Source organism: Leifsonia tongyongensis, from assembly GCF_010686705.1.
In the GTDB taxonomy this organism is placed as follows: domain Bacteria; phylum Actinomycetota; class Actinomycetes; order Actinomycetales; family Microbacteriaceae; genus Diaminobutyricibacter; species Diaminobutyricibacter tongyongensis.
The window spans coordinates 365,792-389,006 of the sequence record NZ_JAAGWY010000003.1 but is presented as its reverse complement, the minus strand read 5'-3'; the positions used below and the strand labels follow the sequence as shown (position 1 = coordinate 389,006).

Annotated in this window: 26 protein-coding genes and 1 tRNA gene; 9 read left to right on the top strand and 18 right to left on the bottom strand. The window is 67.9% G+C overall.

Annotated elements, in window-relative coordinates; genetic code table 11:
• Window positions 1-84 precede the first annotated feature (84 nt).
• On the top strand, window positions 85-1,287 hold the full coding sequence (locus G3T36_RS15250) for a winged helix-turn-helix domain-containing protein (protein WP_163290658.1): 1,203 nt from the start codon (window positions 85-87) through the stop codon (window positions 1,285-1,287).
• Here G3T36_RS15250 and G3T36_RS15245 read toward each other — a convergent pair.
• Together G3T36_RS15245 and G3T36_RS15240 are read right to left on the bottom strand one after the other, a co-directional pair.
• Window positions 1,284-2,192 carry a M48 family metalloprotease gene (locus G3T36_RS15245; protein ID WP_163290657.1) on the bottom strand — a complete coding sequence of 303 codons (909 nt, stop codon included), beginning with the start codon at window positions 2,190-2,192 and terminating at the stop codon, window positions 1,284-1,286. The genes G3T36_RS15250 and G3T36_RS15245 overlap by 4 nt on opposite strands.
• A 12-nt stretch (window positions 2,193-2,204) precedes the next feature.
• Window positions 2,205-2,771, bottom strand: a complete 567-nt coding sequence (locus G3T36_RS15240) for a LemA family protein (protein ID WP_163290656.1) — start codon at window positions 2,769-2,771, stop codon at window positions 2,205-2,207.
• A 135-nt stretch (window positions 2,772-2,906) separates the two neighbouring features.
• Here G3T36_RS15240 and G3T36_RS15235 point away from each other — a divergent pair, with 135 nt between their 5' ends.
• From G3T36_RS15235 to G3T36_RS15225, 3 genes are read left to right on the top strand one after another with little or no spacing between them, the layout of a single operon-like run.
• Window positions 2,907-3,572 carry a TetR/AcrR family transcriptional regulator gene (locus G3T36_RS15235; protein ID WP_338031600.1) on the top strand — a complete coding sequence of 222 codons (666 nt, stop codon included), beginning with the start codon at window positions 2,907-2,909 and terminating at the stop codon, window positions 3,570-3,572.
• An 8-nt stretch (window positions 3,573-3,580) separates the two neighbouring features.
• Entirely contained in the window at window positions 3,581-4,330 is a 750-nt protein-coding gene (locus G3T36_RS15230) for an ABC transporter ATP-binding protein (protein WP_163290655.1), read from the top strand.
• Entirely contained in the window at window positions 4,327-5,061 is a 735-nt protein-coding gene (locus G3T36_RS15225) for an ABC transporter permease (RefSeq protein ID WP_163290654.1), read from the top strand. The genes G3T36_RS15230 and G3T36_RS15225 overlap by 4 nt, the downstream gene beginning before the upstream one ends.
• Before the next feature lie 188 nt (window positions 5,062-5,249).
• On the opposite strand, the gene G3T36_RS15220 is transcribed toward G3T36_RS15225, so the two are convergent.
• The 5 genes from G3T36_RS15220 to G3T36_RS15200 are packed head-to-tail and all read right to left on the bottom strand — an operon-like array spanning window position 5,250 to window position 11,149.
• Window positions 5,250-6,698 (bottom strand): GH1 family beta-glucosidase, encoded by a 1,449-nt coding sequence (locus tag G3T36_RS15220; protein ID WP_163290653.1) that lies wholly within the window; start codon window positions 6,696-6,698, stop codon window positions 5,250-5,252.
• Window positions 6,695-8,008, bottom strand: coding sequence for a D-arabinono-1,4-lactone oxidase (locus G3T36_RS15215; RefSeq protein WP_163290652.1), 1,314 nt, complete (start codon window positions 8,006-8,008; stop codon window positions 6,695-6,697). Before G3T36_RS15215 ends, G3T36_RS15220 begins: the two co-directional genes overlap by 4 nt.
• Window positions 8,005-9,273, bottom strand: coding sequence for an amino acid deaminase/aldolase (locus G3T36_RS15210; protein ID WP_163290651.1), 1,269 nt, complete (start codon window positions 9,271-9,273; stop codon window positions 8,005-8,007). Before G3T36_RS15210 ends, G3T36_RS15215 begins: the two co-directional genes overlap by 4 nt.
• Window positions 9,273-10,529: an MFS transporter gene (locus tag G3T36_RS15205; protein ID WP_163290650.1), complete on the bottom strand. Its 1,257-nt coding sequence runs from the start codon at window positions 10,527-10,529 to the stop codon at window positions 9,273-9,275. Before G3T36_RS15205 ends, G3T36_RS15210 begins: the two co-directional genes overlap by 1 nt.
• The gene (locus G3T36_RS15200; RefSeq protein WP_163290649.1) at window positions 10,526-11,149 is read right to left on the bottom strand and encodes a TetR/AcrR family transcriptional regulator; all 624 of its coding nucleotides are present in this window, start codon (window positions 11,147-11,149) and stop codon (window positions 10,526-10,528) included. The genes G3T36_RS15205 and G3T36_RS15200 overlap by 4 nt, the downstream gene beginning before the upstream one ends.
• 179 nt (window positions 11,150-11,328) lie before the next feature.
• Between G3T36_RS15200 and G3T36_RS15195 the strand changes: the two genes are divergently transcribed.
• Window positions 11,329-13,440: a hypothetical protein gene (locus G3T36_RS15195; RefSeq protein WP_163290648.1), complete on the top strand. Its 2,112-nt coding sequence runs from the start codon at window positions 11,329-11,331 to the stop codon at window positions 13,438-13,440.
• Here the strand turns inward: G3T36_RS15195 and G3T36_RS15190 are convergent.
• Entirely contained in the window at window positions 13,437-13,844 is a 408-nt protein-coding gene (locus G3T36_RS15190; protein WP_338031599.1) for a YchJ family protein, read from the bottom strand. The two genes, G3T36_RS15195 and G3T36_RS15190, sit on opposite strands and share 4 nt — an antisense overlap.
• A gap of 6 nt (window positions 13,845-13,850) precedes the next feature.
• Window positions 13,851-14,222, bottom strand: a complete 372-nt coding sequence (locus G3T36_RS15185; RefSeq protein ID WP_163290647.1) for a VOC family protein — start codon at window positions 14,220-14,222, stop codon at window positions 13,851-13,853.
• Between the two features lie 87 nt (window positions 14,223-14,309).
• Between G3T36_RS15185 and G3T36_RS20025 the strand changes: the two genes are divergently transcribed.
• Entirely contained in the window at window positions 14,310-14,441 is a 132-nt protein-coding gene (locus G3T36_RS20025; RefSeq protein ID WP_275690020.1) for a hypothetical protein, read from the top strand.
• Here the strand turns inward: G3T36_RS20025 and G3T36_RS19600 are convergent.
• Window positions 14,414-15,046 (bottom strand): hypothetical protein, encoded by a 633-nt coding sequence (locus tag G3T36_RS19600; protein WP_205245071.1) that lies wholly within the window; start codon window positions 15,044-15,046, stop codon window positions 14,414-14,416. The genes G3T36_RS20025 and G3T36_RS19600 overlap by 28 nt on opposite strands.
• Window positions 15,047-15,108: 62 nt before the next feature.
• Here G3T36_RS19600 and G3T36_RS15175 point away from each other — a divergent pair, with 62 nt between their 5' ends.
• Window positions 15,109-15,405, top strand: a complete 297-nt coding sequence (locus G3T36_RS15175) for a hypothetical protein (protein ID WP_163290646.1) — start codon at window positions 15,109-15,111, stop codon at window positions 15,403-15,405.
• Between the two features lie 24 nt (window positions 15,406-15,429).
• On the opposite strand, the gene G3T36_RS15170 is transcribed toward G3T36_RS15175, so the two are convergent.
• Window positions 15,430-15,927, bottom strand: a complete 498-nt coding sequence (locus G3T36_RS15170) for a peptidoglycan-binding domain-containing protein (RefSeq protein WP_163290645.1) — start codon at window positions 15,925-15,927, stop codon at window positions 15,430-15,432.
• A gap of 208 nt (window positions 15,928-16,135) precedes the next feature.
• Between G3T36_RS15170 and G3T36_RS15165 the strand changes: the two genes are divergently transcribed.
• Window positions 16,136-16,366, top strand: a complete 231-nt coding sequence (locus G3T36_RS15165; RefSeq protein ID WP_163290644.1) for a hypothetical protein — start codon at window positions 16,136-16,138, stop codon at window positions 16,364-16,366.
• A 96-nt stretch (window positions 16,367-16,462) separates the two neighbouring features.
• Here the strand turns inward: G3T36_RS15165 and G3T36_RS15160 are convergent, their stop codons facing one another.
• From G3T36_RS15160 to G3T36_RS15150, 3 genes are all read right to left on the bottom strand, one after another.
• Complete coding sequence (locus tag G3T36_RS15160) at window positions 16,463-16,735, bottom strand: hypothetical protein (RefSeq protein WP_163290643.1); 273 nt, start codon at window positions 16,733-16,735, stop codon at window positions 16,463-16,465.
• 91 nt (window positions 16,736-16,826) lie between these two features.
• A tRNA-Leu gene (locus tag G3T36_RS15155) sits at window positions 16,827-16,900 on the bottom strand.
• Between the two features lie 42 nt (window positions 16,901-16,942).
• Window positions 16,943-18,493, bottom strand: coding sequence for a DHA2 family efflux MFS transporter permease subunit (locus G3T36_RS15150; protein ID WP_163290642.1), 1,551 nt, complete (start codon window positions 18,491-18,493; stop codon window positions 16,943-16,945).
• 123 nt (window positions 18,494-18,616) lie between these two features.
• Here G3T36_RS15150 and G3T36_RS15145 point away from each other — a divergent pair, with 123 nt between their 5' ends.
• Window positions 18,617-19,192: an SbtR family transcriptional regulator gene (locus G3T36_RS15145; RefSeq protein WP_163290641.1), complete on the top strand. Its 576-nt coding sequence runs from the start codon at window positions 18,617-18,619 to the stop codon at window positions 19,190-19,192.
• A gap of 60 nt (window positions 19,193-19,252) precedes the next feature.
• On the opposite strand, the gene G3T36_RS15140 is transcribed toward G3T36_RS15145, so the two are convergent.
• Genes G3T36_RS15140 through G3T36_RS15125 form a run of 4 tightly spaced genes read right to left on the bottom strand, consistent with a single transcriptional unit; the run spans window position 19,253 to window position 23,017 of the window.
• Complete coding sequence (locus G3T36_RS15140) at window positions 19,253-20,671, bottom strand: FAD-dependent oxidoreductase (RefSeq protein WP_163290640.1); 1,419 nt, start codon at window positions 20,669-20,671, stop codon at window positions 19,253-19,255.
• A 38-nt stretch (window positions 20,672-20,709) separates the two neighbouring features.
• Complete coding sequence (locus tag G3T36_RS15135) at window positions 20,710-21,969, bottom strand: S8 family serine peptidase (protein WP_163290639.1); 1,260 nt, start codon at window positions 21,967-21,969, stop codon at window positions 20,710-20,712.
• A complete protein-coding gene (locus tag G3T36_RS15130; protein ID WP_163290638.1) occupies window positions 21,966-22,481 on the bottom strand; it encodes a DUF501 domain-containing protein in 516 nt (171 codons plus the stop codon). The genes G3T36_RS15135 and G3T36_RS15130 overlap by 4 nt, the downstream gene beginning before the upstream one ends.
• Window positions 22,482-22,483: 2 nt before the next feature.
• A complete protein-coding gene (locus G3T36_RS15125) occupies window positions 22,484-23,017 on the bottom strand; it encodes a septum formation initiator family protein (protein ID WP_163290637.1) in 534 nt (177 codons plus the stop codon).
• Between the last annotated feature and the right edge of the window lie 198 nt (window positions 23,018-23,215).

Sequence of the window (23,215 nt, the reverse complement as noted above, 5' to 3'; positions counted from 1 at the left end):
TTCGGGCGCGGAAGGTGAATGGACGGCGAATGCTCCATGTCGGATGGCCCGGCGGTGTCCGAGGTTGCCGGTAGTGTCATGGCGATGGTTGAGAAGATTTCGTCGGCGGGCGCGCGCCGCATCGCCCTCGCCGCCCAGGGGTTCGGGCGTCCACGCCCGGCGGTCGTCTCCGCCCGGCACCTGAACGGCCTCGTCGACCGCCTGAACGTGCTGCAGATCGACTCGGTGAACGTCTTCGAGCGCAGTCACTACCTGCCGGTGTTCGCGCGGCTCGGCGCCTATGACAAGACCATCCTCGATCGCATCGCATTCGAGGCGAAGGCACCGCACACCGAGTACTGGGCCCACGAGGCGGCACTGATCAACCGTGAGGACTGGGCGCTGTTCCGGTGGCGGATGCGCGACTACCGCCGCCGTTACCGCGACCCCGAAGACGGCTGGTTCCAGCGCAACCGGTCGACGGTCGAGTGGCTGCGCGCGGAACTCGCGGCGAACGGCCCGCTCGCTGCCGGCGAGATCGAGCACGACGCGAACAAGCGCACCGGTCCCTGGTGGGGCTGGTCCGACGTGAAGCAGGCGCTCGAGTACATGTTCTACTTCGGCGAGGTCGCCATCGCGGGCCGAACCCGCTTCCAGCGGCGGTACGCGCTCGTCGAGAACGTGATTCCAGCCGAGATCCTCGATCGGGAGGTCGGCGACGCCGACGCGATCCGGGAGCTGATCCGGCGCTCCGTCCTCGCTCACGGCATCGGGACCCTCGGCGATCTGGCCGACTACTTCCGAATCAAACGCGCCCCGGCCGCTGTCGCCGTTCGTGAGCTGGAGGAGTCGGGCGAACTGGAGCCCGTGACCGTGCAGGGCTGGGAGCGCAACGGAAAACCCGAGAAGGTGTGGGTGCATCGCGACGCACGTCGGCCTCGTCGGCTCGCGGCGACCGCGCTGCTCTCACCGTTCGATCCGGTGGTCTGGTATCGCGATCGCGCACTGCGCATGTTCGACTTCCACTACCGCATCGAGATCTACACGCCGGAGCCGAAACGCGTCTACGGCTATTACGTGCTGCCCATCCTCCTCGACGACCGGATCGTCGGCCGCATCGATCTGAAGAGCGACCGCCAGGCCGGGGTGTTGCGCGTGCAGGCCGCCTGGACCGAACCGAACGCTCCCGACGGTACCGCCGAGCGCGTGGCCGGTCTGCTGCACGAGACCGCTGCGTGGCAGGGCCTGAGCGCGATCACGGTCAGCGGTCGAGGCGACCTCGCACCCGCGCTGGCAGCCAGCCTTTAGAAGGTGCTGCCCATCTTCTCGAGACGCTCGACGCGCTCGGGGATCGGCGGATGCGTGCTGAACAGGCGGCTCATCAGGCTCGGCTTCAGCGGGTCTGCAATCCACAGGTGCGCCATCGACGAATTCTGGCGGCGCATCGGCCGCCCGTAGTCCTGGAGCTTCAGCAGGGCGCTGGCGAGCGCATCCGGGTGGCGTGTCGTCATCGCTCCCGTCGCATCCGCCAGATACTCGCGCTGCCGCGAGACCGCGAGCTGGACGAGCGTCGCGACGAGCGGAGCGATGATGAGTGCGACCAGACCGAAGACGATCACGATCGGGTTCCCCCCGCCGCCACCGCCACCGCTGTTGTTGTTGTTGCGCCCGCCGCCGAGGCCGCCGAAGAACGCCATCCGGAGGAACATGTCGGCGATGAAGCCGACGGCGACGGTGAGCCCGAACACGATCATCGACAGACGGATGTCGTAGTTGCGCACATGGCCGAGCTCGTGAGCCATCACGCCCTCCAGCTCGGAGTCCGTCATGATGTCGAGGAGGCCGGTAGTCGCGGCGACCGCCGCATGCTGGGGATCGCGGCCGGTCGCGAACGCGTTCGGTGCAGGGTCGTTGACGATGTAGACCTTCGGCATCGGGGTGCCCGTGGCGATCGAGAGGTTCTCGACGACATTCCACAGGCGCGGATTGTCGGCCTTCTGGATCTCGATCGCGCCCGACATGCTCAGCGCCTGGCTGCTCGCCAGGTAGTACTGGAAGATCGCGTACAGCACCGCGACCACCAGGGTGATGATGACGATCGTCGTGTTGTTGTAGATGACGCTCGCGAGCCAGCCGAGGCCGCCGATGATCAACAGGAACAGCAGGATGGTGATGACCGTGTTGCGCTTGTTCCTGGCGATTGCTCTATACATTGCCGCCTGCCGCTAGAACTGCACGCGGGGCGGTTCGGCGATCGCCGCGACGTCGCTGACCTCGAAGAAGTCACGCGCGCTGAAGCCGAGTCGCTTGGCGAAGATGCTGTTCGGGAACACCTTGATCTTGGTGTTCAGCTCGCGAACACCGCCGTTGTAGAAACGGCGGGAAGCCTGGATCTTGTCTTCGGTATCGACCAGGTCGGCCTGCAGGCGCAGGAAGTTCTGGCTCGCCTGCAGCTGCGGGTAGGCCTCGGCGACCGCGAAGATGCTGCGTAACGCCGCCTGGATGTGGTTCTCAGCGACAGAGGCCTCCGCCGGGCCCTGCGCCGAAAGCGTCTCTGCGCGCGCCTTGGTGACCGACTCGAAGACGCCGCGCTCGTGCGATGCGTACCCCTTGACCGTCTCGATCAGATTGGGGATGAGGTCGGCACGACGCTTCAGCTGGACGGTGATGTCGCTCCACGCCTCGTCGACGCGAACGTTCAGCGTGACCAGCGAGTTGTACGTCGCCCACAGGTAGATCCCGATGATCGCGACGATGACGACGACGATGATGACCGGGATGAGCCAATCCATGGCAGAAACTCCTTGAGTGTGTGGCGCATTCGTCGCGCGATGTTCATCATATCCGGGGTGGACCTGGCTCCCACGGGCTTCCCACCACACTCAAAGCAACTCCTTCACGAACATCCGGTACTACGCTTTCGTCTCGTGAGCGATGCGACGGATGCGACGCCCAGACGCAGGCGCGGAAGACCGCGTGCCGGCACACGCTCCGGTGCGTCGACGAAGGCTGCGATCATCCGCTCGGCGACCGAGGAGTTCGCCGACCGCGGCTATGAGGCGGCCTCGCTGCGCGCGATCGCGAGACGCGCCGGGGTCGACTCCGCCCTGGTTCACCACTATTTCGAGGACAAGGCCGACCTGTTCACGGCGACGCTCGAGGCGCCGCTTCGTCCGGACCGGGCGATCACGGTCATCCTCGCCGGTCCCCGCGAGGACGTCGGGACCAGCATCGTGCGCTACCTGCTCGAACAGCTCGAGGAGCAGAAGGCCCAGGCGCGGATCGTGGCCATCCTCCGCACAGCCGTCGGGAGCGGACCCGGCAGCCGCATGCTGAAGGAGTTCCTCGTGCGCGAGGTGTTCCAGCGGCTCGCCGCGGCGAGCGCGAGCCCGGATGCGGACCTGCGCGCCAACCTCGCCGCCGCCCAGCTCGTCGGCGTCATGATGACGCGCTTCGTCCTGCGCCTGGAGCCGATCGCGAGCACGCCGACCGAGGAACTCGTACGCCGCGTCGGGCCGGTCGTCCAGTGGCATCTGTTCGGCACCGGGCAGCCGTTACCGGCCCTTGACGTGGCCGTTCCCACCAGCGAATAATTCAGCACATGATGAATTCTCCGGACACTGCGATCGTGATCGACGGTCTTCGGGTCCGCCGCGGCAAGAAGGTGGTGCTCGACGGCCTGTCGCTCACGATCCCGCGCGGCCAGGTGATCGGCCTGCTCGGCCCGAGCGGCTGCGGCAAGACGACGCTCATGCGATCCATCGTGGGGGTCCAGAAGATCGCGGGAGGCACGGTGACGGTGCTCGGGGACGTCGCGGGTTCCGCATCCCTCCGGCACCGGATCGGCTATGTCACCCAGTCGGCGAGCGTCTACGACGACCTCACCGTGCGGCAGAACCTCTCCTACTTCCGCAGCGTGCTCGGCGCTCCCAAAGACGACATCGACCGGGTGATCGAAGCGACCGACCTCGGCGCTCATGCGTCGCAGCTCGTCTCCACACTGTCGGGCGGGGAGCGAAGCCGGGTCTCGCTCGCCGCTGCACTCCTCGGAGTACCCGAAGTGCTGGTGCTCGACGAGCCGACGGTCGGGCTCGACCCGCTGCTGCGCGTCGACCTCTGGAACCTCTTCCACCGGCTCGCGGGCGTCGGCACGAGCCTCCTCGTCTCGAGCCACGTCATGGACGAGGCGACCCGCTGCGATCGGCTGCTCCTCATGCGCGACGGCGAGATCCTCGCCGACGAGACCCCTGCCGGCCTGCTCGCCGCGACCGGCGCCCTCGACACCGAGAGCGCGTTCCTGGCGCTGATCAGGCGGCATCCGAAGCACCTCGAGCAAGGAGCGGAACAGTGACTCTCACCCGCACCTTCGCCACCGCCGGCCGGGTACTCACTCAGATCCGGCACGACCCGCGCACCATCGGCCTGCTCGTCGTCGTGCCGAGCCTCCTCATCGGGCTCGTCGCCTGGATCTTCACCGACACGAACATGTTCCAGACCATCGGGCCGGCCATGCTGGCGCTCTTCCCTTTCATCGTGATGTTCCTGGTCACGAGCATCACGACCCTGCGCGAACGTCGCACCGGCACGCTCGAACGGCTGCTGTCGATGCCGTTGGGGCGCGCGGACTTCATCCTCGGCTACACGCTCGCATTCGGACTGCTCGCGATCGTGCAGTCGGTGGTCGCCGTCGGGTACGCCACTTGGGTCTGCGGCCTCACGATCAAAGGAAGCGTGTGGCTGCTGCTCGCGGTCGCCCTCGCCGACGCCATCCTCGGCACGACGCTCGGCCTGTTCGCGAGCGCATTCGCCCGGACCGAGTTCCAGGTGGTGCAGTTCATGCCGCTGCTCGTGTTTCCGCAGGTCCTGCTCGGCGGGATCTTCATCCCGCGCGATCAGCTGCCCGAGGGGCTGGAGATCATCAGCGACTGGCTTCCGCTCTCCCACGCGATCGACGCGCTCAACGCGGTGGCGACCGATTCGCACGACGCCGCCTACATCGGCGGACAGCTGCTCATCATCGGTGCGTTCGCCGTTGCTGCGATCATCGTCGGCTCGCTGACACTGCAGCGCCGCACCGCCTAGCCGAGCGACGCTGTGGCGTCGACCTCCTGAGTGCCCGACACCAGGAGGCTCGACGCCACAGTCGTTTCGCTGCCGTCACCCGCGGTCGGTCGGATGACGGCAGAGCTTGACGGCTAGTGGGGAGTGTTCCAGCCGAACTGAGCAGTTGTCAAGATTCACTCGAGCCGCGCTCACCCGGATTGGGGGTCTCAGTTCCGGGACCCCAGCACCTCGCGCAGCCACCCGTACGAGCGCTTGGGCGCGCGGTCCCTGGTGTCGAAATCGACGTGCACGATGCCGAACCGCTGCGTGTATCCGGCCGCCCATTCGAAGTTGTCGAGAAGCGACCATACGTGGTACCCCTGCAGGTCGACCCCCTCCGCGCGGCCGCCGGGGGCGACCGCGTCGAGGGCGGCCGCGATGTGGTCGCCGAGGTATTCGATCCTGGCGCGGTCATCCACAGGGTCCTCCGGCCGGGCTCCCTCCGCAACCGCGTCGGGGAAGCTCACCCCACCCTCGGTGATGACCACGGGCGGGAGCCGGTCGCCGTACCGGTCGCGCATCTCACCCAGCGCGACCCCGAGATAGTCGGGGGCGATCGGCCAGCCGAATCCGGTCCGGTCGAACTCCGGCCACGGCTCCAGGTGGAACGGGAGCGATCGCATCGCTTCCGCCTCGCCGTCGGGCGAGTCGGCGTCGCCGGCGCCGGCGGCGACCCGAGACGGGAAGTAGTAGTTCAGGCCGTAGAAGTCGAGAGGCGCCGAGATGACGGCGAGGTCGTCCGGATCGACCTCGTCGAACACCCCGAACAGCTCGCGGAACGGCTCGGGCGCCTCCGGGTAGCGCCCGAGCAGGACCGGGTCGGCGAAGACCCGGTTGTGGATGACATCGAAAAGCGCAGCGAATGCCCCGTCCTCCTCACCGTCGGCGGCCGGCTCGACCGGGGAGTGCACGTTCGTGATGCCGATCCGCCCCACTACCCCGGCGTCGCGCAACGCACCGACCGCGAGTCCGTGCCCGAGCAGCTGGTGGTGGGCAGCGGGAAGGGAGTCGAACAGCAGCGTGTGCCCGGGCGCGTGGACGCCGAGCGCATACCCGTTGAGCGTGACCGTGGCAGGCTCGTTGATGGTGACCCACGACTCGACCCGGTCGCCGAACGCCTCGGCCGCGAGGAACGCGTAGTCGGCGAACCGGTGGGCCGTGTCGCGCGAAAGCCAGCCACCGCGCAGTTCGATCGGGGTGTCCCAGTGGAAGAGGGTGGCCATCGGCCGGATCCCGGCCGCGAGCAGTTCGTCGATCAGGCGGTCGTAGAACGCGATCCCGTCGTGATTGCCGCCGCCGCGACCTCCGGGCTGGATGCGCGGCCAGGCCAGCGAGAACCGGTACGAGTCCACCCCCAGGTCGGCCATGAGCCGGACGTCTTCGCCGAGTCGGTGATAGTGGTCGGTCGCCACGTCGGCGTTCGATCCGCCGAGGATGCGGCCGGGCTGGTGGGTGAAGACGTCCCAGTCCGACTCCCCTCGCCCGCCTTCATGGGTCGCCCCTTCGATCTGGAAGGCAGCCGTCGCGACTCCGACGCGGAAACCTGCCGGGATGCGCTCGCCGAGTTCACGGGCGCGCTCGCGCCAGTGCGCGTCCGGCCGCCGGGGTGCGCTCATGCTCCCAGAACCCTGGTGAGGTAGTCGTTGGCGAAGACGCGTTCAGGGTCGAGCCTGTCGCGCACGGCGATGAAATCGTCGAAGCGCCGGTAGGTGGCCCGCAGCGATTCGGCGTCGCGGTAGTGCATCTTGCCCCAGTGGGGTCGGCCGTCGTACGCCATCATGATCTCCTCGACTGCGCGGAAGTACTCTTCGGGATTCTCCCTGAAGTACCGGTGGACTGCGATATATCCGGATGCGCGGGCGTGGGCGGTCGACAGCCAGTTCTCGTCCGCCGCGGCGGAGCGCACTTCGATGGGGAACGAGATGCGCCATCCACGGCGCTCGATGAGGGATTTCACCTCACGGAGCGCATCCGGTACCGCCTCGCGGGGAATCGCGTACTCCATCTCCCGGAAACGCACCGCGCGGTTCGTCACGAACACCCGCGGCGAGTAGTCGGTGAAATCCCGGTTGCCGGTGAGCTTCTGGGCCAGCCGGCTGAAGGGCGGCACGATGGCGGGCACAGCCGTGCCGGTCGCGCACACTCCGCGGTACACGCCGTTGCCGAGAAGCTCGTCGTCCACCCAGCGGCCGACCCTGCCGAGCGGCCGGCGTTCCGCGCCGAACGGAAGCCTGCTGTTCGTCTTGGTCAGGGCCGTCTCGGTGTGCGGGAACCAGTAGAACTCGAAGTGGTCTTCCATCGAGGACCGGTCCAGGTAGCTGTCGAGGGTCTCTTCGAGCGGTTCCGGGCGTTCGACCGCCTGGAGGAGGAAGGCCGGGACGCATTGCAGGGTGATGTCGACGATCACGCCGAGGGCACCCAATCCGAGCCGCGCCGCGGGCAGCAGCTCGGCGTTCTCGGTCTCGCTGATGGTGAGCACGTCACCCGTGCCGGTCACGATGGTGAGCGCGACGATCTGGGTCGCGAGCCCGCCGAAGCTGCCGCCGGTGCCGTGGGTTCCCGTCGAGGTCGCGCCCGCAATGGTCTGCCGGTCGATGTCGCCCATGTTCTCCAGCGCCAGACCGTACGGCAGGAGCAGCTCCGGCAACTGGTAGAGGTTGGTGCCGGCCGCAAGGGTGACCCGTCCGCGCGCTTCGTCGACGGCGAGCACGCCACGCAGGTCGCCGAGTTCGAGCTGGACGCCGGGCGCCACCGCGATGCCGGTGAAGCTGTGGCCGGCCCCGACGGCTTTGACGTGCATCCCCTGCCGGATCGCTGCGGCGACGGCGCGCTGGACCGCCTCGGCGCTGGAGGGACGTTCGACGCGCGCAGGCCGGACCTTCTCGCTTCTCGCCCAGTTGCGCCAGGTCGCCCCGGTCGCCGTCACAGGAACGCCTTCCCTTCGCCCCGGTACGTCAGGGCGGTGCCGGTGACCGTGTCACCCTCAACGAGGTGGAACTCGTTCACGTGTTCGCTCAGCTCGCCCGACTTGGTGTGGCGCAGCCAGACGCGGTCGCCGACCTTGAGGACGCCGGCCGCGGCCCCGGTCACCGGCGTCTGCACTTCGCCCGCCATCTCCCTGGGCACCATCGACAGGCCGGTCGGCCAGGTGATACGTGGAAGCCGGTCGTCTCCTGCGGGTCCGGATGCGATCCATCCGCCGCCGAGCAGGGTCGCCGTCGCGGGGGTCGGCTTGCGCACGACGGAGAGCGCGAACGCCGCTGCGGGCGCCGGGCGGAAGGACTGGTAGTTGTCGAAGAGGTGACCGCCGAACAGTCCGCTGCCCGCCGCGATCTCGGTGACCGACGCATCCGAGGATGTGAACTCGAGCGAGCCGGTCCCGCCCCCGTTCACGAATTCGAGGTCTGCGACCTCACGCACCGCGGCCACGGCTTGCGCGCGCCGCTCGGCCAGCTCGGCTTTGGAGTTCTTCTGCACCCAGCGCAGGGTGGCGCCCCAGGCGGCACGGCCGGCGGGCTTGTCCCCCTGTCCGGCGATCTGGGCTTCGTACCCCATCATGCCGACCAGCGCGAACCCCGGACGGGCGACGATCTTCGCAGCGAGCGCCCGGGCGTCCTCCGCGGTGAAGACCGGCGACCGCCACACCCCGATGTGGCCGAGCACCGGGTGCTGCCACGACGAGTCGAGCTCCAGGCACACCCGGATGGTTTCGCGCACCGACGCCGGGGCCACGCTGTCGATCAGGTCGAGCTGTGCGAGCGAGTCGACCATCAGGGTCACGCGCGCTGCGAGCTCGGGCGAATGCGCGAGTTCGGCGATGGCTGCGCGGTCGGCGGTCGGGTAGCCGACCACGACATCCTCGATCGGCGGATGCCCGTCCGATCCCTTGGCCAGCCACAGCGCCTCGGCGAGGGTGTAGGCGAGCACGCCGTGGTAGCCGGGAACCGCCAGCACCGCATCGAGCACGTCGCGCACCCGCACCGATTTCGATGCCACGCGGATCGGCTTGCCTCCAGCACGCCGCAGCATGTCGTGGGTGTTGTGGCGAAGCGCGTCGAGCTGGATGACCGCGAGCGCGGGGTCGAGGTGCGCGGTCGCCGCCGTGAGCGACGGCCAGTACGTACCGAGCCGGGTCCACGTTCGGGCGGAAGCGACGGGCGCGACCGACAGGTCGAGGGTGGTCGTAGGCACTAGCGGACTGCTTTCACTCGGGCGACCGCGAGAGCACCCGCGAACGCGAAGACACCGGACATGACGAACAGGCCGACGAATCCGCCCATCATGGCGACGACACCGGCGCCGATCAGCGGGGCGATCGCCTGGGGGACGGCGGTGGCGATGTTCATGATCCCGAGATCCTTGCCCCGCGATTCGGGGTCGGGCAGCACCTGAGTCGCGAGCGCCTGGTCGACGGAGAGGAAGCATCCGTAGCCGAGACCGAGCAGGCCGGCCGCGACCATCGCCACCGTGAAATCGGGGAGGAATGCGAGCAGGAGGGCCGCGACACCCTGCAGCGCGGACGAGATGAAGACGAACGCCTTGCGCCGGCCGAGCCGGTCGGAGAGACGCCCGAGCGCCAGCGACGCGATGATCACGAAGACCATGTAGATCAGGATGAGCGTCAGCAGGTCGTCGTCGGCGTGCTTGTCGTGCAGGCCGAACTGCAGGAAGTAGAGCAGCATCGTCGTCCCGAACGCGTTGCCGAAGTTGACGAGCACGCGGCTGAGGAGCGTCCAGCCGAAGTCGGGGTGTTGGCGCGGGCTGATCCACAGGCTCTGCACGACGCCGCGTGCGGTCATCTTCTCTTTGAGTTCGACCGGCAGCACGGCATCCGGCAGGAACAGGAACGGCGTCACCAGCACGACGAGGAGCACCGCCATCGCCGCGTAGCCGACAAAGGTTCCGACGAACACGTAGGTCACCAGCATGACGCCGAGGATGATCCCGATCGCCTGCGGCGCGCTCAGCCAGCCGGAGACGTAGCCGCGCTGGTTGACGGGCACCTGGTCGCTGATCGTAGCGGTGAGCGCGGCGGTCAGGATGCAGAAACCGGTGAGGGCGAGCGACCAGAAGACGCCGATGCCGACGATCGTCGTCTGTGCTCCCAGCACGATGAGCGAGATCGCGAAGACGAGCGTCCCGATCGCGATCCACGGCCGGCGCCGCCCGAAGCGACTGGTCGTACGGTCGGAGAGCGCACCCGTCAGCGGGTAGGCGATGATGGCGCAGACGCCGGAGATCCCCGAGATGATGCCGAAGGCGACGACGTTGTCGACCCAGTACGTGGTCTTGAGCTGGGCGGTGATCTGCTCGGGCAGCAGCTTCTGCACCGGCGCGAGCTGCGCCATCCAGATCCCGAGCCAGGCGATCGCGAAGAAGGCGATCCACCGCCCGGTGACCTTGCGGGTCGGTTCGGCGAAGACGGCCGTCGTCTGGGTTTCTGTCATGGAGTCCTCGCGGTCGATGGGATGGTGGCAAGGCGTGCGACGGCGTCGGCGGCGAAATCCAGGATGGATTCCACGGCCGCATCGTCGCGGTTGACGAGCCAGGAGATGGTGAGGCCGTCGGTCAGGACGACCAGCAGGGTGGCGATGTCATTGAGCGGGCGGTCCCAGTCCGCGCCGGTGAGCTCGGATGCGACGGCGAGCGCGTTCTCCGCGAGCGCGTAGTAGCTGCGGTACTGGAGTCGCGCCAGGTGCTCGAGTCCGGGCGATCGCATCGCGTAGTGCGTGAGCTCGAACATCGCCTTCTCGCGCTGCGGATCGGAGCGCACGACGTCGAAGTAGGTCTGGAGGCCCGCCCGCACCGCGTCGCGGAGATCAGCCGGGCCTTCGCCGGGCGTCAGCACGGGCACCAGTGCGCGTTCCTGCTGTGCGACGACGAACGCGACGAGTTCGCTCATCAGTTCGTCGCGCGACGTGAAGACGTAGTGGAAGCTGGCGAGGGACATGCCTGCTTCGGCCACGATCGCGCGCGTCGTGGCCGCCTGGACGCCGCGTTCGGCCACGACCCGCAGGGCGGCCTGGACGAGGGCGGCGCGCCGGTCGGCGGCAGCGATACGCGTCATGTGGTTCTCCTGCTCGACGCTGGGCAAGAACTGGGACGATTGACCCAGATGCAAGTATGCACGAAAGTCTGCACGAAAGTCCGCCCTGTGCATTGACATCCCCGTTGATGACACCTGAAATGGGGGGTAGGGTGCACAGGTTCTTCCAGATTCACGTTGTTCCGGTTCGGTCAGGGGTGGTGACTGGACTCCTTCTGAGCGCCACCGCACTCGCTCTTGTGCTCTCGGTAGCCACAGCGCCGGGCGCCGCACACGCCGAACCCGCGCCGTCGCCCCCGCCCCCGTCCGCGACGCCGGCCCCCGGCTCGCCCACGATCACCTCGCCGGCTCCCGGCACTCTCGTGACGACGGGCACGGTCACGGTCAGCGGCACCGGAAACCCCGGCGACCGCATCGGGGTCTTCGTCGATGCACACGGTCCCGCGTGCCAGGCGACGGTCGACCCCGCCTCCGTCTGGTCGTGCACCGTGCCGACGCTCAGCGACGGCCCCGATGTCATCATCGGCGCCGTCGTCACGGGCGACACCGACCGCTCCGACAGCGTCAGCGTGGCTGTGCTCTCCCCGCCGACCATCTCAGGCGGCTCCAACGGCTTCCTCTCCAGCGGCGGAGTGCACGGCACCGGCTACCCGGGCGCGACGGTGACCGTGACGGCTGCGGGCGGAGCGACCTGCACGTTCCCGGTCGACTCAGCCGGGTCGTGGGCGTGCGTCCTGAGCGGGCCGCCGCCATCGGGGACGTACGCCGTGTCGGCGACCCAGACGGCGCCGTTCTCGACGGAGAGTTCCCGCGCCAGCACACCCGTCGGCATCACGATCGACTCGACCGCACCCGCTCGTCCACAGCTCGCCTGGCCGGCGCCGAACTCGACCGTGCCGCACGGTCGCGCCGGGGCGTTCGGCGGAACCGGCGAGAACAGGGCGCACGTCACCGTCTACGGAGGCGACGATGCCGGCTCCGCGGTGATCTGCCGCACGATCGTCGCACAGGGTGCGTGGTCCTGCAACGGCACACTGCCGCCGGGGCGCTACACCGTCTCTGCGCTCCAGAGCGACCCTGCAGGCAATGTCAGTCCGGCGAGCGCGGCGATCACCCTGACCTTCGCGGCCGCGCCGCCGGCAGCTCCGGGGGCACACGCAGCCAGCCCGGCGCCCAGCCCGTCGAGCTCGGCCGGCCAGTCGGCACAGCCCGTCCCCACCGCGCCGAGCTCGCCGACACCGTCAGCGCGGCCACCCCACGCGACGCACGGTGGGCTCCAGACCTGGTCGGGAGCATCCCAGTTCACGAATGCGACACCTCCGACGATCGCGCCCGCCGCCATCCCGGGCTGGCTCCGATCCGTCCTGCTCGCCGCGGCCGCCCTGCTGCTGCTGGCACTGCCCGCCCGCCTCCTCGCCACGACACTGGCCCGAGCCCGCCTGGAACACCCCGCCGCCGGACGGCACCGCTTCTTCGGACGCAACAGGCCACGCTCGGAGGTCGAGGCCGATGCGGACCCGGATGCGCATCCGGCCGGCATCCTGCAGCGTCGCCTCGCCGCCGGATCCGGATTCGTCGCGGCCGCTGCCCTCGTCACTCTCTCCAGCCCCGTCGGGTCCAGCCCCGCCGGAGACGTCGGGACCTACGTGCGCGTCCTCATCGCCGTACTGATCGCCCTCGCGATCGTCAACGCGGCCTGGATCGCGATCCCGAGGTTCGCATCCGTTCACCTGACCGGTGCTCACGCGGTGATCGCCTTCCAGCCCAGAAACCTCCTGGTCGTCGCGGTCGCCGCGGTCGCATCCCGGATTTTCGACCTTCAGCCCGCCCTCCTCTTCGGGCTCCTCGTCGGCGCCGTCGCCATGCCCGGCGTCACCGGTGGAGCTGCCGAATCCGTCCGGCGCTCGGCACAGGGGCGGCTCGCCGCTGCGCAGGTCGCCGGGCTCGCCGGTGTCGGTGTGCTCGCCTGGCTCGCTCTCGGCCTCATCCCCGACCCGTCTGACCCGCTCAGCGCGTTCGTCACCGAGCTCGCCGGCGCGATCACTCTGCTCGCGCTCGGTTCGGCCGGTATCAGTCTGCTTCCCGTCGGAGCACTGGCCGGGCGTGCCGTCTTCCTGTGGTCGCGACGGGTGTGGGTCGCCCTGAGCCTCGCGGTCTACACCGTGCTGTTCGCGCTCCTGCTCCCGGTGCAAGCCCTGTGGAACGCGGGCACCGCGTCAGTCGTCCTCGTCGTCGGCGTCATCGTGTTCGCCGCGTTCAGCGTGGCCTTCTGGCTGTGGGAGCGTTTCGTCGAACCGGCGCGCCAGTCTTAGACCGTCGCCGTGGATCCGTCGACGTAGAACCAGCGGCGCCCCTCGCGGACGAACCGGCTGTCCTCCTCCTGCACGCCGATCGCGTCGCCCTTGAAGTAGGCGCGGAAGTGCACCGTGCCGACCTCGTCGAGAATCCCGCCGCGCGTGGTGCCGACGATGTCGAGCCGGTACCAGCGCAGGCCCGGGTCGAGTTCGAGGCCGGCGGGGCGCGTCGACGGATGCCAGGACGCGAGCAGGTACTCCGCGTCCCCCAGCGCGAACGCCGAGAATCGAGACCTCATCAGGCGTTCCGCGGTCGGTGCATCCGCCTGGCCACGATGGATCGGCCCGCAGCACACGTCATACGGGTCGCCGCTGAGGCACGGGCAGCGCGTCCGGCGGCCCTCGGCATCGCGGATGCTCACCGGAGCTCAGCCATGGTTGGCGAGCTCGCCGGCCTGGACGACGCAGAAGCGGTTCCCGTCGGGGTCGGCGAGGACGATGTAGTCCGCATCCGGCTCATAGTCCCAGTCGACCCTGGTCGCCCCGATGCTGACCAGGCGCTCGACCTCTTCAGCCTGGTCGAAGGCGTACAGGTCGAGGTGATGCCGCTGGTGCGTGCCGGCGAGCGAGGAGACCTCGGTGATTGCCAACTGCGGCCCGTGGCCTTCCCTGGGCGCCAGGATCGCCCAGTCGTCCGACGGCTCCTCGTCGCGGGGGCGGTAGTCGAGTGCTTCCGACCAGAACCGGATGGCACCTGGCACGTCGCGCACACCCCACACGATCGAGCCGACGCGCAACATCTCCCCAGTATCCGCCCGCGACCCGGCGCGCGAAACCCTCTGACGCGGCACTGTGGCAGCAGCGGATGCGAGGTGTAGCGTTCAGGCATGGAAGGTTGGCTGATCGCATTCATCTGGTTGGTGATCATCGTCGGCGGAGCGCTCGCGATCTCCTGCCTCGTCGCGCTCATCAAGGCGCCGTACCGCGACCATCATCTGGGCCGGTCGGGCAGCAGGTAGACCGACTTGGCCTGCGCTGAGGCGAGTCGCTGCGGCGTGTAGTACCGCTCGAGCAATGCCGTGTCGAGAAGGTCGGGATTGGCGTCGATGAACGCCTCGAAGTCGGCATACGGCTGCTTCGGTGGATGCGCTGTGAGACGCTCGGCGATGAGTGAGAGGAACGCTCCCGTGATCGTCAGGTTGAACTTCTCGGGTCGACCGGCGTGGACTGCGAGCTGCCGGATGCCTTCCGAGTAGCGCGCGAACGCCACGGAGAAGGGATCGCGGCCCAGGGCGAGGAACGCCATGCGCAGGTGGTCGCGGTGCACGAAGCCGGGCGTACGGATGCGACCTGCGTAGAAGTCCTCGAGTTCATCGTCGGCTGTGGGTTCGTCGAGGTGGTGAGCATCCGCACTCGTCAGGTCGAGGTCGTAGACGGACTTGAGGGACTCGATCTTGTGGATGGTCGCCTTGCTGAACGGCGTCGTGCCCTCGAATGAGTGCAGCAGCACGCCTTCGAGCAGCTCGCCCAGCGGGATGTCGAGGGCCTCGGCGAGACCCTTCGCCGTCTTGAGGATCCGGCGCTCGATCCGCACGCCGGTCTGGACCCGATCGATTGTTACCATATTACCAAGGTACCATCATTGGGGCTTCGGATGGCACGCATCCGTGGCCCTAAACTGTGCCTATGTCCGCAACGACGACCGACCTGCATCCGACCGACACCCACGCAGAAGCCGCGCCGGCTGGGCCGGCCGCACCCCTCACCGGAGGGCTCGCCACCGCCAGCACACTCTCGGCCGTGCTCGGCGTCTTCCTGCCGCTGTTCGGGATCATCGCCGCCAGTCTCGTCGCCCGGCGTGCGCGCATCGCCGGCTTCTCCACGCGCTTCCCCGACCTCGTGATGTTCTGGGTCGCGATCCTGATGTACTTCGAGACGCTCTGGCTTTTCACCCAGCTGCTCGGGCTGCTCGGCCACCACTAGGGGCGAGAGCCGGCCCGCCCGGCGTCAACCGATCACGTACTGCAGGCCCACCGCCGACTCGAGGGTTGCCGACGCTGCGTGGAGCGAGACGCTCCAGGTCTGGTCGCCGACCACGCCATCGACGACGACGTGCCCCCACGCCTGAAACGCTTCGACAGCCTCCTCGGTGTGCGGGCCGAAAATACCGTCGATCCCTTGAGGCGTCACGCCTCCCCATTGGGAAGCACCGTTCGTCAGCACCGTCTGCAGGCTCTTCACCGCGTCTCCCGTCGAGCCCAGGGAGAGAACCGGCATGGGTCCCCCGTCGGGCAACGCGGCCCACGTGTGTGGCCCCACGATGCCATCGACCACCAGCGGCGGATTGCCTTGCTGGAACTGGATCACGGCGGCGTGCGTCGCCGGCCCGAAGATTCCGTCGACCACAAGCGAAAGATTCGGTGTTCGGCGGATTGCCCGCTGAAGTCGCCTGACGACCCTCCCCGTCGCACCTTGCTGGATCGTCGGTTGTCCTGGATTCGCCATGATGTCCCCCATCCGCGTTGCGCCTTCGTCGGCGTCTGCGATGGTACTCGCCGGTCTACCCGGGCGCCGACCTTCCTGAGAGAACGCTCAGGAACCGGCGCTGGCGCATCGGGCGGCCGCTGCAACAAGGTGTCGACGATCGTTAGGCCATTAATACCCTAGGTTTTAATGTGTGTTGGCTATTTTTCGCAAGGTGCAAGGCGCAATAGTGCGCACCGTCGTCTATTGGGTCGCGTGTCTCATCGGCATCGCGCTCGCCGCGGGCGTCGTGGTTCAGGCAGTTGGCGCATTGCAATTGGCGGAGGCGTCGCCCGGCTCCGAAGCGGCGAACGCCTCAGTCGCTGCAACGGCGGCTGGCAGAGCGCTGGTGCTCGTCTATGTCCTCTGCGTAGGTGTGGCTCGCCGTTCCTTCCGCCGCCGTGACAAGGCGGGGTTGTAGTCATCTTATTTTGGGAGCAGCGGCAGGTGTTGGTGTGGCGGGGGGCGGTTAGACGCCCGAAGGTTGCGTCCAAACAGCCTTTGCAGCACGAATCGATTAGTAGTCGAAGATCTTATCGATGACGACCGTTGCGGCGAGGGCACCGGTGACCAACCCCGTGAGCGCCATCGTCTTCTTAATTCCTTGGCTGGTGAAACCGGCTATCCCGAAAATGACTGCCGCTCCAGCAACCCATCCGATGATGTCATAGGCGATCAGGGGGAAAAGCGACCCGATCAACGCAAGGATCCCCAAGATCACAGCAGTTAGACCGTAATGATCGCTCGTCTGCTTGGAGGCCGGCGGAACGCGCTTCTGCTTGGGCGTCATAGAGAGCAACTCCGCCGCCTGTCGCCAACGCACACTCAGATGTTATCGGGTGTTCGGTGCAACCGCTCTCGAGAAGGCTCATGCGACGAAGTACCCCCAGTGGGACTCGAACCCACACTTGGGCGATTTTAAGTCGCCTGCCTCTGCCGATTGGGCTATGGGGGCCCGCCCTCGATCCTATCGAGAGCGGACCGGCCGACTTGCGGGCTAGTGCAGCACCACGCTCGCCCGCTCCGATGCCCCGGCACCATCATCCGTACCGCTCTTCACCGGGATGCGGCGACCCCAGATCGCGAAGAGCACGAGAGCGAGCGCCGGAAAGGCCGCGCCGACCAGCAGCGTCGTCGAGATGCCTTTCGCTTCGCCGCCGACAAGCGTCTGGGCGATGAAGATCGTCGTCAGCACCGCGACACCGACGGAGCCGCCCAGCTGCTGCATCCCCTGCAACAGGCTCGACGCTGCGCTGACCTCGCCCTCAGGCGCCTGGTCCATCGCGATCGACGTCAGCGGCGCGAAGGTGAGTCCCGCGCTGATGCCGAGCACGACCGCAGGGCCGAGCAACCCGCTGAGGAAGGTGCTCGACGAGTTGAGCTGCCCGAGCCAGACGAGACCGATCACCATGCCACTGAGACCCACGACTCCCACGACCTTCTCGCCGATCCGAGGAAGCACGCGCGGGGCGATCTCGTTGGTGACGAGCATCGAGGCGACGAAGGGCAGCAGCGCGAGTCCGGTGCCGAGCGGATCGAACCCGAGCACGTGCTGGGTGAAGAGGGTCGCGAAGTAGAAGAAGCCGAACATTCCGGCCGGCACGAGGAGCATACCCAGCAGAGGAACCGCCGTGCGCATGGTCGAGAAGAAGTGCAGTTGCACGACTGGGCTGATGTGGCGCCGCTCGATAAAGATGAGCGCAACGAGCGCGACGAGTGCGGTACCGAACGAGATGAACACCTGCGGGTCGGTCCAGCTGTGACTGGCCGCGCGGGTGAAGCCATAGACCAGGGCGACCATGCCGATCGTCGAAGCGGCCGCGCCACCCAGATCGAGTTTCGCCGGGACCCGCTCGGTCTCGTGCAGGAACAGGGCTGCGCCGACGATGATCAGGATGCCGATGGGCACGTTGACGAACATCACCCACTCCCAGCCGAAACCAGTGGTGAGCAGGCCGCCGAGGATCAACCCGATGGCCCCGCCACTGCCGGCTGCCAGCACGAAGAGCGACATCGCCCTGGCACGGTTCTGGCCTTCGGTGGTGTTCGCCACCAGCAGCACCAGGGTGCTGGGGGCGGCGATCGCGGCCCCGACACCCTGCAGCACTCGCGCGGCGACCAGGATCTCGGCCGTCGGCGCGAAACCTCCGAGGGCGCTCGCGACGATGAAGAGTCCGACACCGACCATGAGAGCTAGCCGGGCGCCGACGATCGAACCGATCTTGCCGCTCAGCAGGATCAGGCCGCCGAAAGCGAGCGCATACGCCGTGACCACCCACGACAGATCGGTGGGCGAGAAGTGCAGTTCCTTCTGGATGTCGGGCAGCGCGACATTCACGATGCTCGCGTCCACGACGAGCATGAGCTGCGTGATGAACACGACGACCAGCCCCAGGGCTGGGCCACGGAGCGCGCGGCGGTCGGAGCCGGCGGATGCGGCGGATGCGCCAGGTCGGGTGGCGGATGCGGGTGCAACGGGTGCGATGGGGGTAGCGATGGTGTCTTCTGCGTCTTCTGCTGGGTGCGGTGTGAGATCGGTTGTCGTCATGCTGGTGCATCCGTTTCTGATGGACGTACACTGTTATCCGGAGAGACTCTCCTCTTGAACGAATATACGGAGACTGTCTCCGCTTTGTCAACGACGACGAAGTGAATTGTGGAAAGGAAGATCGTGGCCGGCGAAACAGTTGCCCCCGTGCGACCGATGCGCGTGGATGCCCAACGCAACTACGACAGAATCGTCGCCGTCGCCTGCGAGGCGTTCAGCGAGCACGGCGTGCACACATCGCTCGACGACATCGCGAAGCGAGCCGGAGTCGGCGCCGGCACGCTCTACCGCCACTTCCCCAACCGCGAGTGCCTGCTCGCCGCCGCGCTGGTCGAAAGCCGGCAGGCCCTCGACGAGACTGCCGAGGAGTTGCTCGTCCGTGACGATGCCGGCGCTGCCCTCGACGACTGGCTCATCGAGTTGGCTCGACACCTCAGCAGCTACGACGGCTTGCCCGACTCCGTGGCCGAAGCGGTCAACGATTTGACCTCTCCGCTGACGGCCCCGTGCAGCATGATGAAGAGCGCCACGGCGCGGCTCCTCGACCGGGCGCAGGCAGCAGGAGCGGTGCGCGTGGACGTGCTGCCCGACGATCTGTTCGTCTTCGCCAGCTCGCTTGCCTGGGCGGCGAACAAGAGCGGGTACACGCGCGACGACCTCCGCCGGGTACTGTCGCTGTTCACCGCCGGCTTGCGCTGACGCGACTTCCGCACGCGAAAGGCCCGGGCGACTTCGTCGACCCGGGCCTTCGCGAGAGACCTACTTCACCGTGACTTCGGCAGGCTCCGCCGTCTTCGTGCGCGACCGGGCCGGCGCTTTGACGGCCTTGGGCGCCGGGGCGGGCGCGGCCTCGACGGCCGGACGGGGACGAGCAGCGAACTCTTCGAACGCTGCGCGAGGGTGCTGCGCTGCAGCGAGCGACACGAGGTCGCGCCCGAGGAAGAAGTTGTTGATCCAGCCCCAGAACACGCGGATCTTGCGCTCCCAGCTCGGCATGGCCAGACCGTGGTAGCCGCGGTGCATCAGCCAGGCGATGAAGCCCTTGACGGCGATCTTGCCAGCCTGGAACACACCGATGCCGAGGCCGAGGCCCGCGACGGCGCCCAGGTTCTTGTGGAAGTACTGGCGGGGCAGCTCTCCGCGCATGTCGGCGACGAGGTTCTTCGCGAGCAGCTTGCCCTGACGCACGGCGTGCTGCGCGTTCGGAACCGTGAAGCCGCCGACGCCGCCACCGGTGAGGTCGGGCACAGCGCAGATGTCGCCGGCGCCCCAGGCGTCCTTGACGATGTCCTCTTCGGTACCGACGCGGAGGTCAGCGCGAACCTGGAGACGGCCGCGCTCCTCGATCGGGAGGTCGGTGTGGCGAACGATGCTGGGGTTGGCCATGACGCCGGCCGTCCAGACGATGAGGTCGGTCTCGAACTTCTCGCCGGTGGAGAGCTCGATGACCCCGTCGACTGCACTCGAGAGCTGCGTGTCGAGGTGGATCTCGGCACCCCGCTGCGCCAGGTTCTTGATCACCCAGTGGCTCGTGGGCAGCGACACCTCGGGCATGATGCGGCCCATCGCCTCGATGAGGTGGAAGTGGGTGTCGTCGAACGTCAGCTGCGGGTAGAACTTGAGCAGCGCGCTGGCGAACGAACGGAGCTCGGCGAAGATCTCGATGCCCGCGAAGCCGCCGCCGACGACGACGAACGTGAGGAGACGGTCGCGCTCGGGACCGGCGGGCAGGTTGGCCGCCTTGTCGAAGTTGGTGAGCACGCGGTCGCGGATGGCGATCGCTTCCTCGATGTTCTTGAGGCCGATCGCCTGGTCGGCGACACCGGGGATGGGGAACGTGCGCGAGACGGCACCCGCGGTCACCACGACGATGTCGTACTCCTGCTGCCACGGCTCGCCCACGGGCGGCTCGATCGTCGCCGTCTTGTTCGCGTGGTCGATGTACGTGACCTTGGCCGTGACGACGTTCGTCTTCTTGAGGTGGCGACGGTGGGCGACGACCGCGTGACGCGGCTCGATCGACCCGACAGCGACCTCGGGGAGGAACGGCTGGTACGTCATGTACGGGAGCGGGTCGACCATCGTGACCTCGGCTTCGCCGTTACGCAGCCATTTCTCGAGCTTCCACGCGGTATAGAACCCGGCGTAGCCGCCGCCGACGATCAGAATTTTGGGCACAGTGAACGGTCTCCTCAAGACGAAAGTATGGGGACAATCTACCCCCTGCGACCCACTCGCCTGAAATGCAGGACCGCTCCCGTTACGCCGAGAGAAGCGAGGACGACGAATCCTGCGAGCAGTGTGAAGGGAATCCAGAACAGGGTCAGAGCATCCCAGCCCGGCACCACGAGCTGCCCGACGGCGATGGTGCGGTCGGGGCTGAGAGCCCGTGGCGTGCTCGTCGGAACGGGAGCCTGCGAACCCTGCGCGGGCGTCTCCGAGGACTGCGCACGCCGGTGGATGTGGATCCATTGCCCCAGGTCGCCCATGGGGTTGGCGGTGACCGGAGCGACGGATGCGGTGACCGCCGCGTTCGCGTTCAGCAGCCCGTATCCGTAGATCGGGCTCGGCACCGAGCCGACCGGCCGGGCGGTCGAGATGATGCGGTTGATGACGTTGGCTGCGTTCAGCTCCGGATGCGCAGCCCGCACGAGCGCGACCGCTCCCGCCACCAGGGGCGCAGCTCCGCTGGTACCCGCCCACTGCACGTACCCGCCGCCCGGATTCGCACCCACCAGTTGCTCGCTGGGCGCGGACACTCCGATGGTGATGCCCTGCGAGGACGCGTCGAAGCTGGCCTTGCCGTTGCGGTCGACCCCGGCCACCGTGAGGACGCCCGGTATGGTCGCCGGAGCACCGACTTCGGTGGTGCCGCTCCCCCGGTTTCCGGCCGCGGCGACGATGACGACGTCGTGCGCGAACGCGTACTGGAACGCGGAATCCCAGCTCTCGGGCCAGTCGAGCGTGTTGCGGGTGAGCGACATGTTGATGACTTTGGCGCCGTTGTCGACCGCCCAGCGCACGCCATCCGCGATCTGGTCGTCGCTGCTGACCGACGACGGCGAGGCTCCGAGCGACACGGACACGGTCAGGAGGGAGGCCTCGGGCGCGACCCCGATCACGCCGTTGTCGCCACCGGTCCCGCGACCGGCGAGAAGCGATGCCACCCACGTACCGTGTCCGGAGTCTTCGCTCGACCCGAGGGGTTTCTGGCCGTTGGCGGAGCCGATCCCAGATACATCCGTGCCCCCGACCACCGCCCCGCTCAGGTCGGGCACCGAGCCGTCGACACCGGTGTCGATGATCGCGACCTTCACGCCAGCACCGCGCGTCGTCGACCACGCCTGGGAGATGCCGTAGTCGTTCAGCCAGTATTCGAGGCTGCGAACCTGGTCGGCATGGGCGACGGTGGCGCCGCCCAGAGCGAGAACGACGCCTGCGGCGAGCGCGACGAGGGCGCGGCCTGCGCGGATCATCCGACCGAGTAGTCCAGGCACTCGCACACGGAGGGCGACCAGTTCGCGCGCTCCAGGGCGAGATCGCCGATCGGATTGACGCCGGGGCCCGCGGCGAGCGCGTGGGCGCCGAGTGCATGGAGGCATTTGACGCGCGAAGGCATCCCGCCGGCCGAGATGCCGGCGATCTCAGGTACCTCGGCGATGCTCTCGCGGTCGGCGAGGTAGGCGGCGTGAGCATCCGCGTAGTGCGCCCGCAGGTCGTCGTCGTTCTCGAGCAGTTCGTTGAATTCGTTCATCACCTGTGTCGCCTCGAGGTACGAGAGCGCCGCCGTCGCCGCGGGGTGGCTCAAGTAGTAGAGCGTCGGGAACGGTGTGCCGTCGTCGAGCCGCGGAGCCGTGGCGACCACCGTCGGCGCACCGCAGACGCAGCGGGCGGCGATACCGATGACGTTGCGAGCGGGTCGGCCGAGTTGTGCGGAGACGATGGCGATGTCCCGGTCGGTGGCCGGATCGAATGGTGGGGTTGTCATGTCTACTTGCCTGGTGTCGGTGCGGGGGCCGGAGGCGGCTGTTTCGTGCCGGTGCCTCCGGAAAGCTCTGCGGGCGTCGCGTCGCTCAGGCCCGCGGTCATGAACGAGCCGAACAGCGAGCCTACCCAATCCGTCTTCGTCGCCTGTATCTGCGTGCTGACCGGCCCCTGGTCGGCGGCTTTCGCTGCGGGCGGCCGGTCGTCGATCACAAGATAGCTCACCTCGCCGGGCATCACGTAGTAGAGGCGGTCGCGGGCCTGGGCGCGGATGTAGCTGGGATCGTTCCAGCGGGCACGTTGCGATTTGAGGTCGGTGACCTGCGATTTCAGCTGGTCGACGGCAGCCTGCTGGTCGGCGATCTGCTGGCGCTGCTCGATGAGGGATCTCAGCGTCGGCGCGAGGATGACCACGGCGACGATCAGCAGCCCCATCATGACGAGGGAGAACCCGGAGAAACGGATGCCTCGCAGCCAGCTGCCGGCCACCGTCTCGGCCGACATGGCGACCGGCACTCGGCGGGTTCGGGGCCTGGCCACGGTACCTCCAAAGTCGTGCGACGCTTTCGCGCCGGGCAACAAGCTGCTGCCGAATCATTATCGGCGACGGCGGCCGGTTTCCGGCTGTGCGGTCGCGCGAGCCTCGAAGCCGGGACCGCTGTCGAGCTTCGCACGACGTCGAGGACCCGATCCGGATACCTACGACCTGACACTTGTGGTCGTTTTCCGGGTCGCGTT

Bases quoted from the DNA above. Each gene is read 5' to 3' on its own strand.
- G3T36_RS15250 (WP_163290658.1), top strand. From the start codon at position 85: ATGGTTGAGAAGATTTCGTCGGCGGGCGCGCGCCGCATCGCCCTCGCC.
- G3T36_RS15245 (WP_163290657.1), bottom strand. From the start codon at position 2,192: ATGTATAGAGCAATCGCCAGGAACAAGCGCAACACGGTCATCACCATC.
- G3T36_RS15240 (WP_163290656.1), bottom strand. From the start codon at position 2,771: ATGGATTGGCTCATCCCGGTCATCATCGTCGTCGTCATCGTCGCGATC.
- G3T36_RS15230 (WP_163290655.1), top strand. From the start codon at position 3,581: ATGATGAATTCTCCGGACACTGCGATCGTGATCGACGGTCTTCGGGTC.
- G3T36_RS15220 (WP_163290653.1), bottom strand. From the start codon at position 6,698: ATGAGCGCACCCCGGCGGCCGGACGCGCACTGGCGCGAGCGCGCCCGT.
- G3T36_RS15205 (WP_163290650.1), bottom strand. From the start codon at position 10,529: ATGACAGAAACCCAGACGACGGCCGTCTTCGCCGAACCGACCCGCAAG.
- G3T36_RS15200 (WP_163290649.1), bottom strand. From the start codon at position 11,149: ATGACGCGTATCGCTGCCGCCGACCGGCGCGCCGCCCTCGTCCAGGCC.
- G3T36_RS15185 (WP_163290647.1), bottom strand. From the start codon at position 14,222: ATGTTGCGCGTCGGCTCGATCGTGTGGGGTGTGCGCGACGTGCCAGGT.
- G3T36_RS20025 (WP_275690020.1), top strand. From the start codon at position 14,310: ATGGAAGGTTGGCTGATCGCATTCATCTGGTTGGTGATCATCGTCGGC.
- G3T36_RS19600 (WP_205245071.1), bottom strand. From the start codon at position 15,046: ATGGTAACAATCGATCGGGTCCAGACCGGCGTGCGGATCGAGCGCCGG.
- G3T36_RS15175 (WP_163290646.1), top strand. From the start codon at position 15,109: ATGTCCGCAACGACGACCGACCTGCATCCGACCGACACCCACGCAGAA.
- G3T36_RS15170 (WP_163290645.1), bottom strand. From the start codon at position 15,927: ATGGCGAATCCAGGACAACCGACGATCCAGCAAGGTGCGACGGGGAGG.
- G3T36_RS15160 (WP_163290643.1), bottom strand. From the start codon at position 16,735: ATGACGCCCAAGCAGAAGCGCGTTCCGCCGGCCTCCAAGCAGACGAGC.
- G3T36_RS15150 (WP_163290642.1), bottom strand. From the start codon at position 18,493: ATGACGACAACCGATCTCACACCGCACCCAGCAGAAGACGCAGAAGAC.
- G3T36_RS15135 (WP_163290639.1), bottom strand. From the start codon at position 21,969: ATGATCCGCGCAGGCCGCGCCCTCGTCGCGCTCGCCGCAGGCGTCGTT.
- G3T36_RS15130 (WP_163290638.1), bottom strand. From the start codon at position 22,481: ATGACAACCCCACCATTCGATCCGGCCACCGACCGGGACATCGCCATC.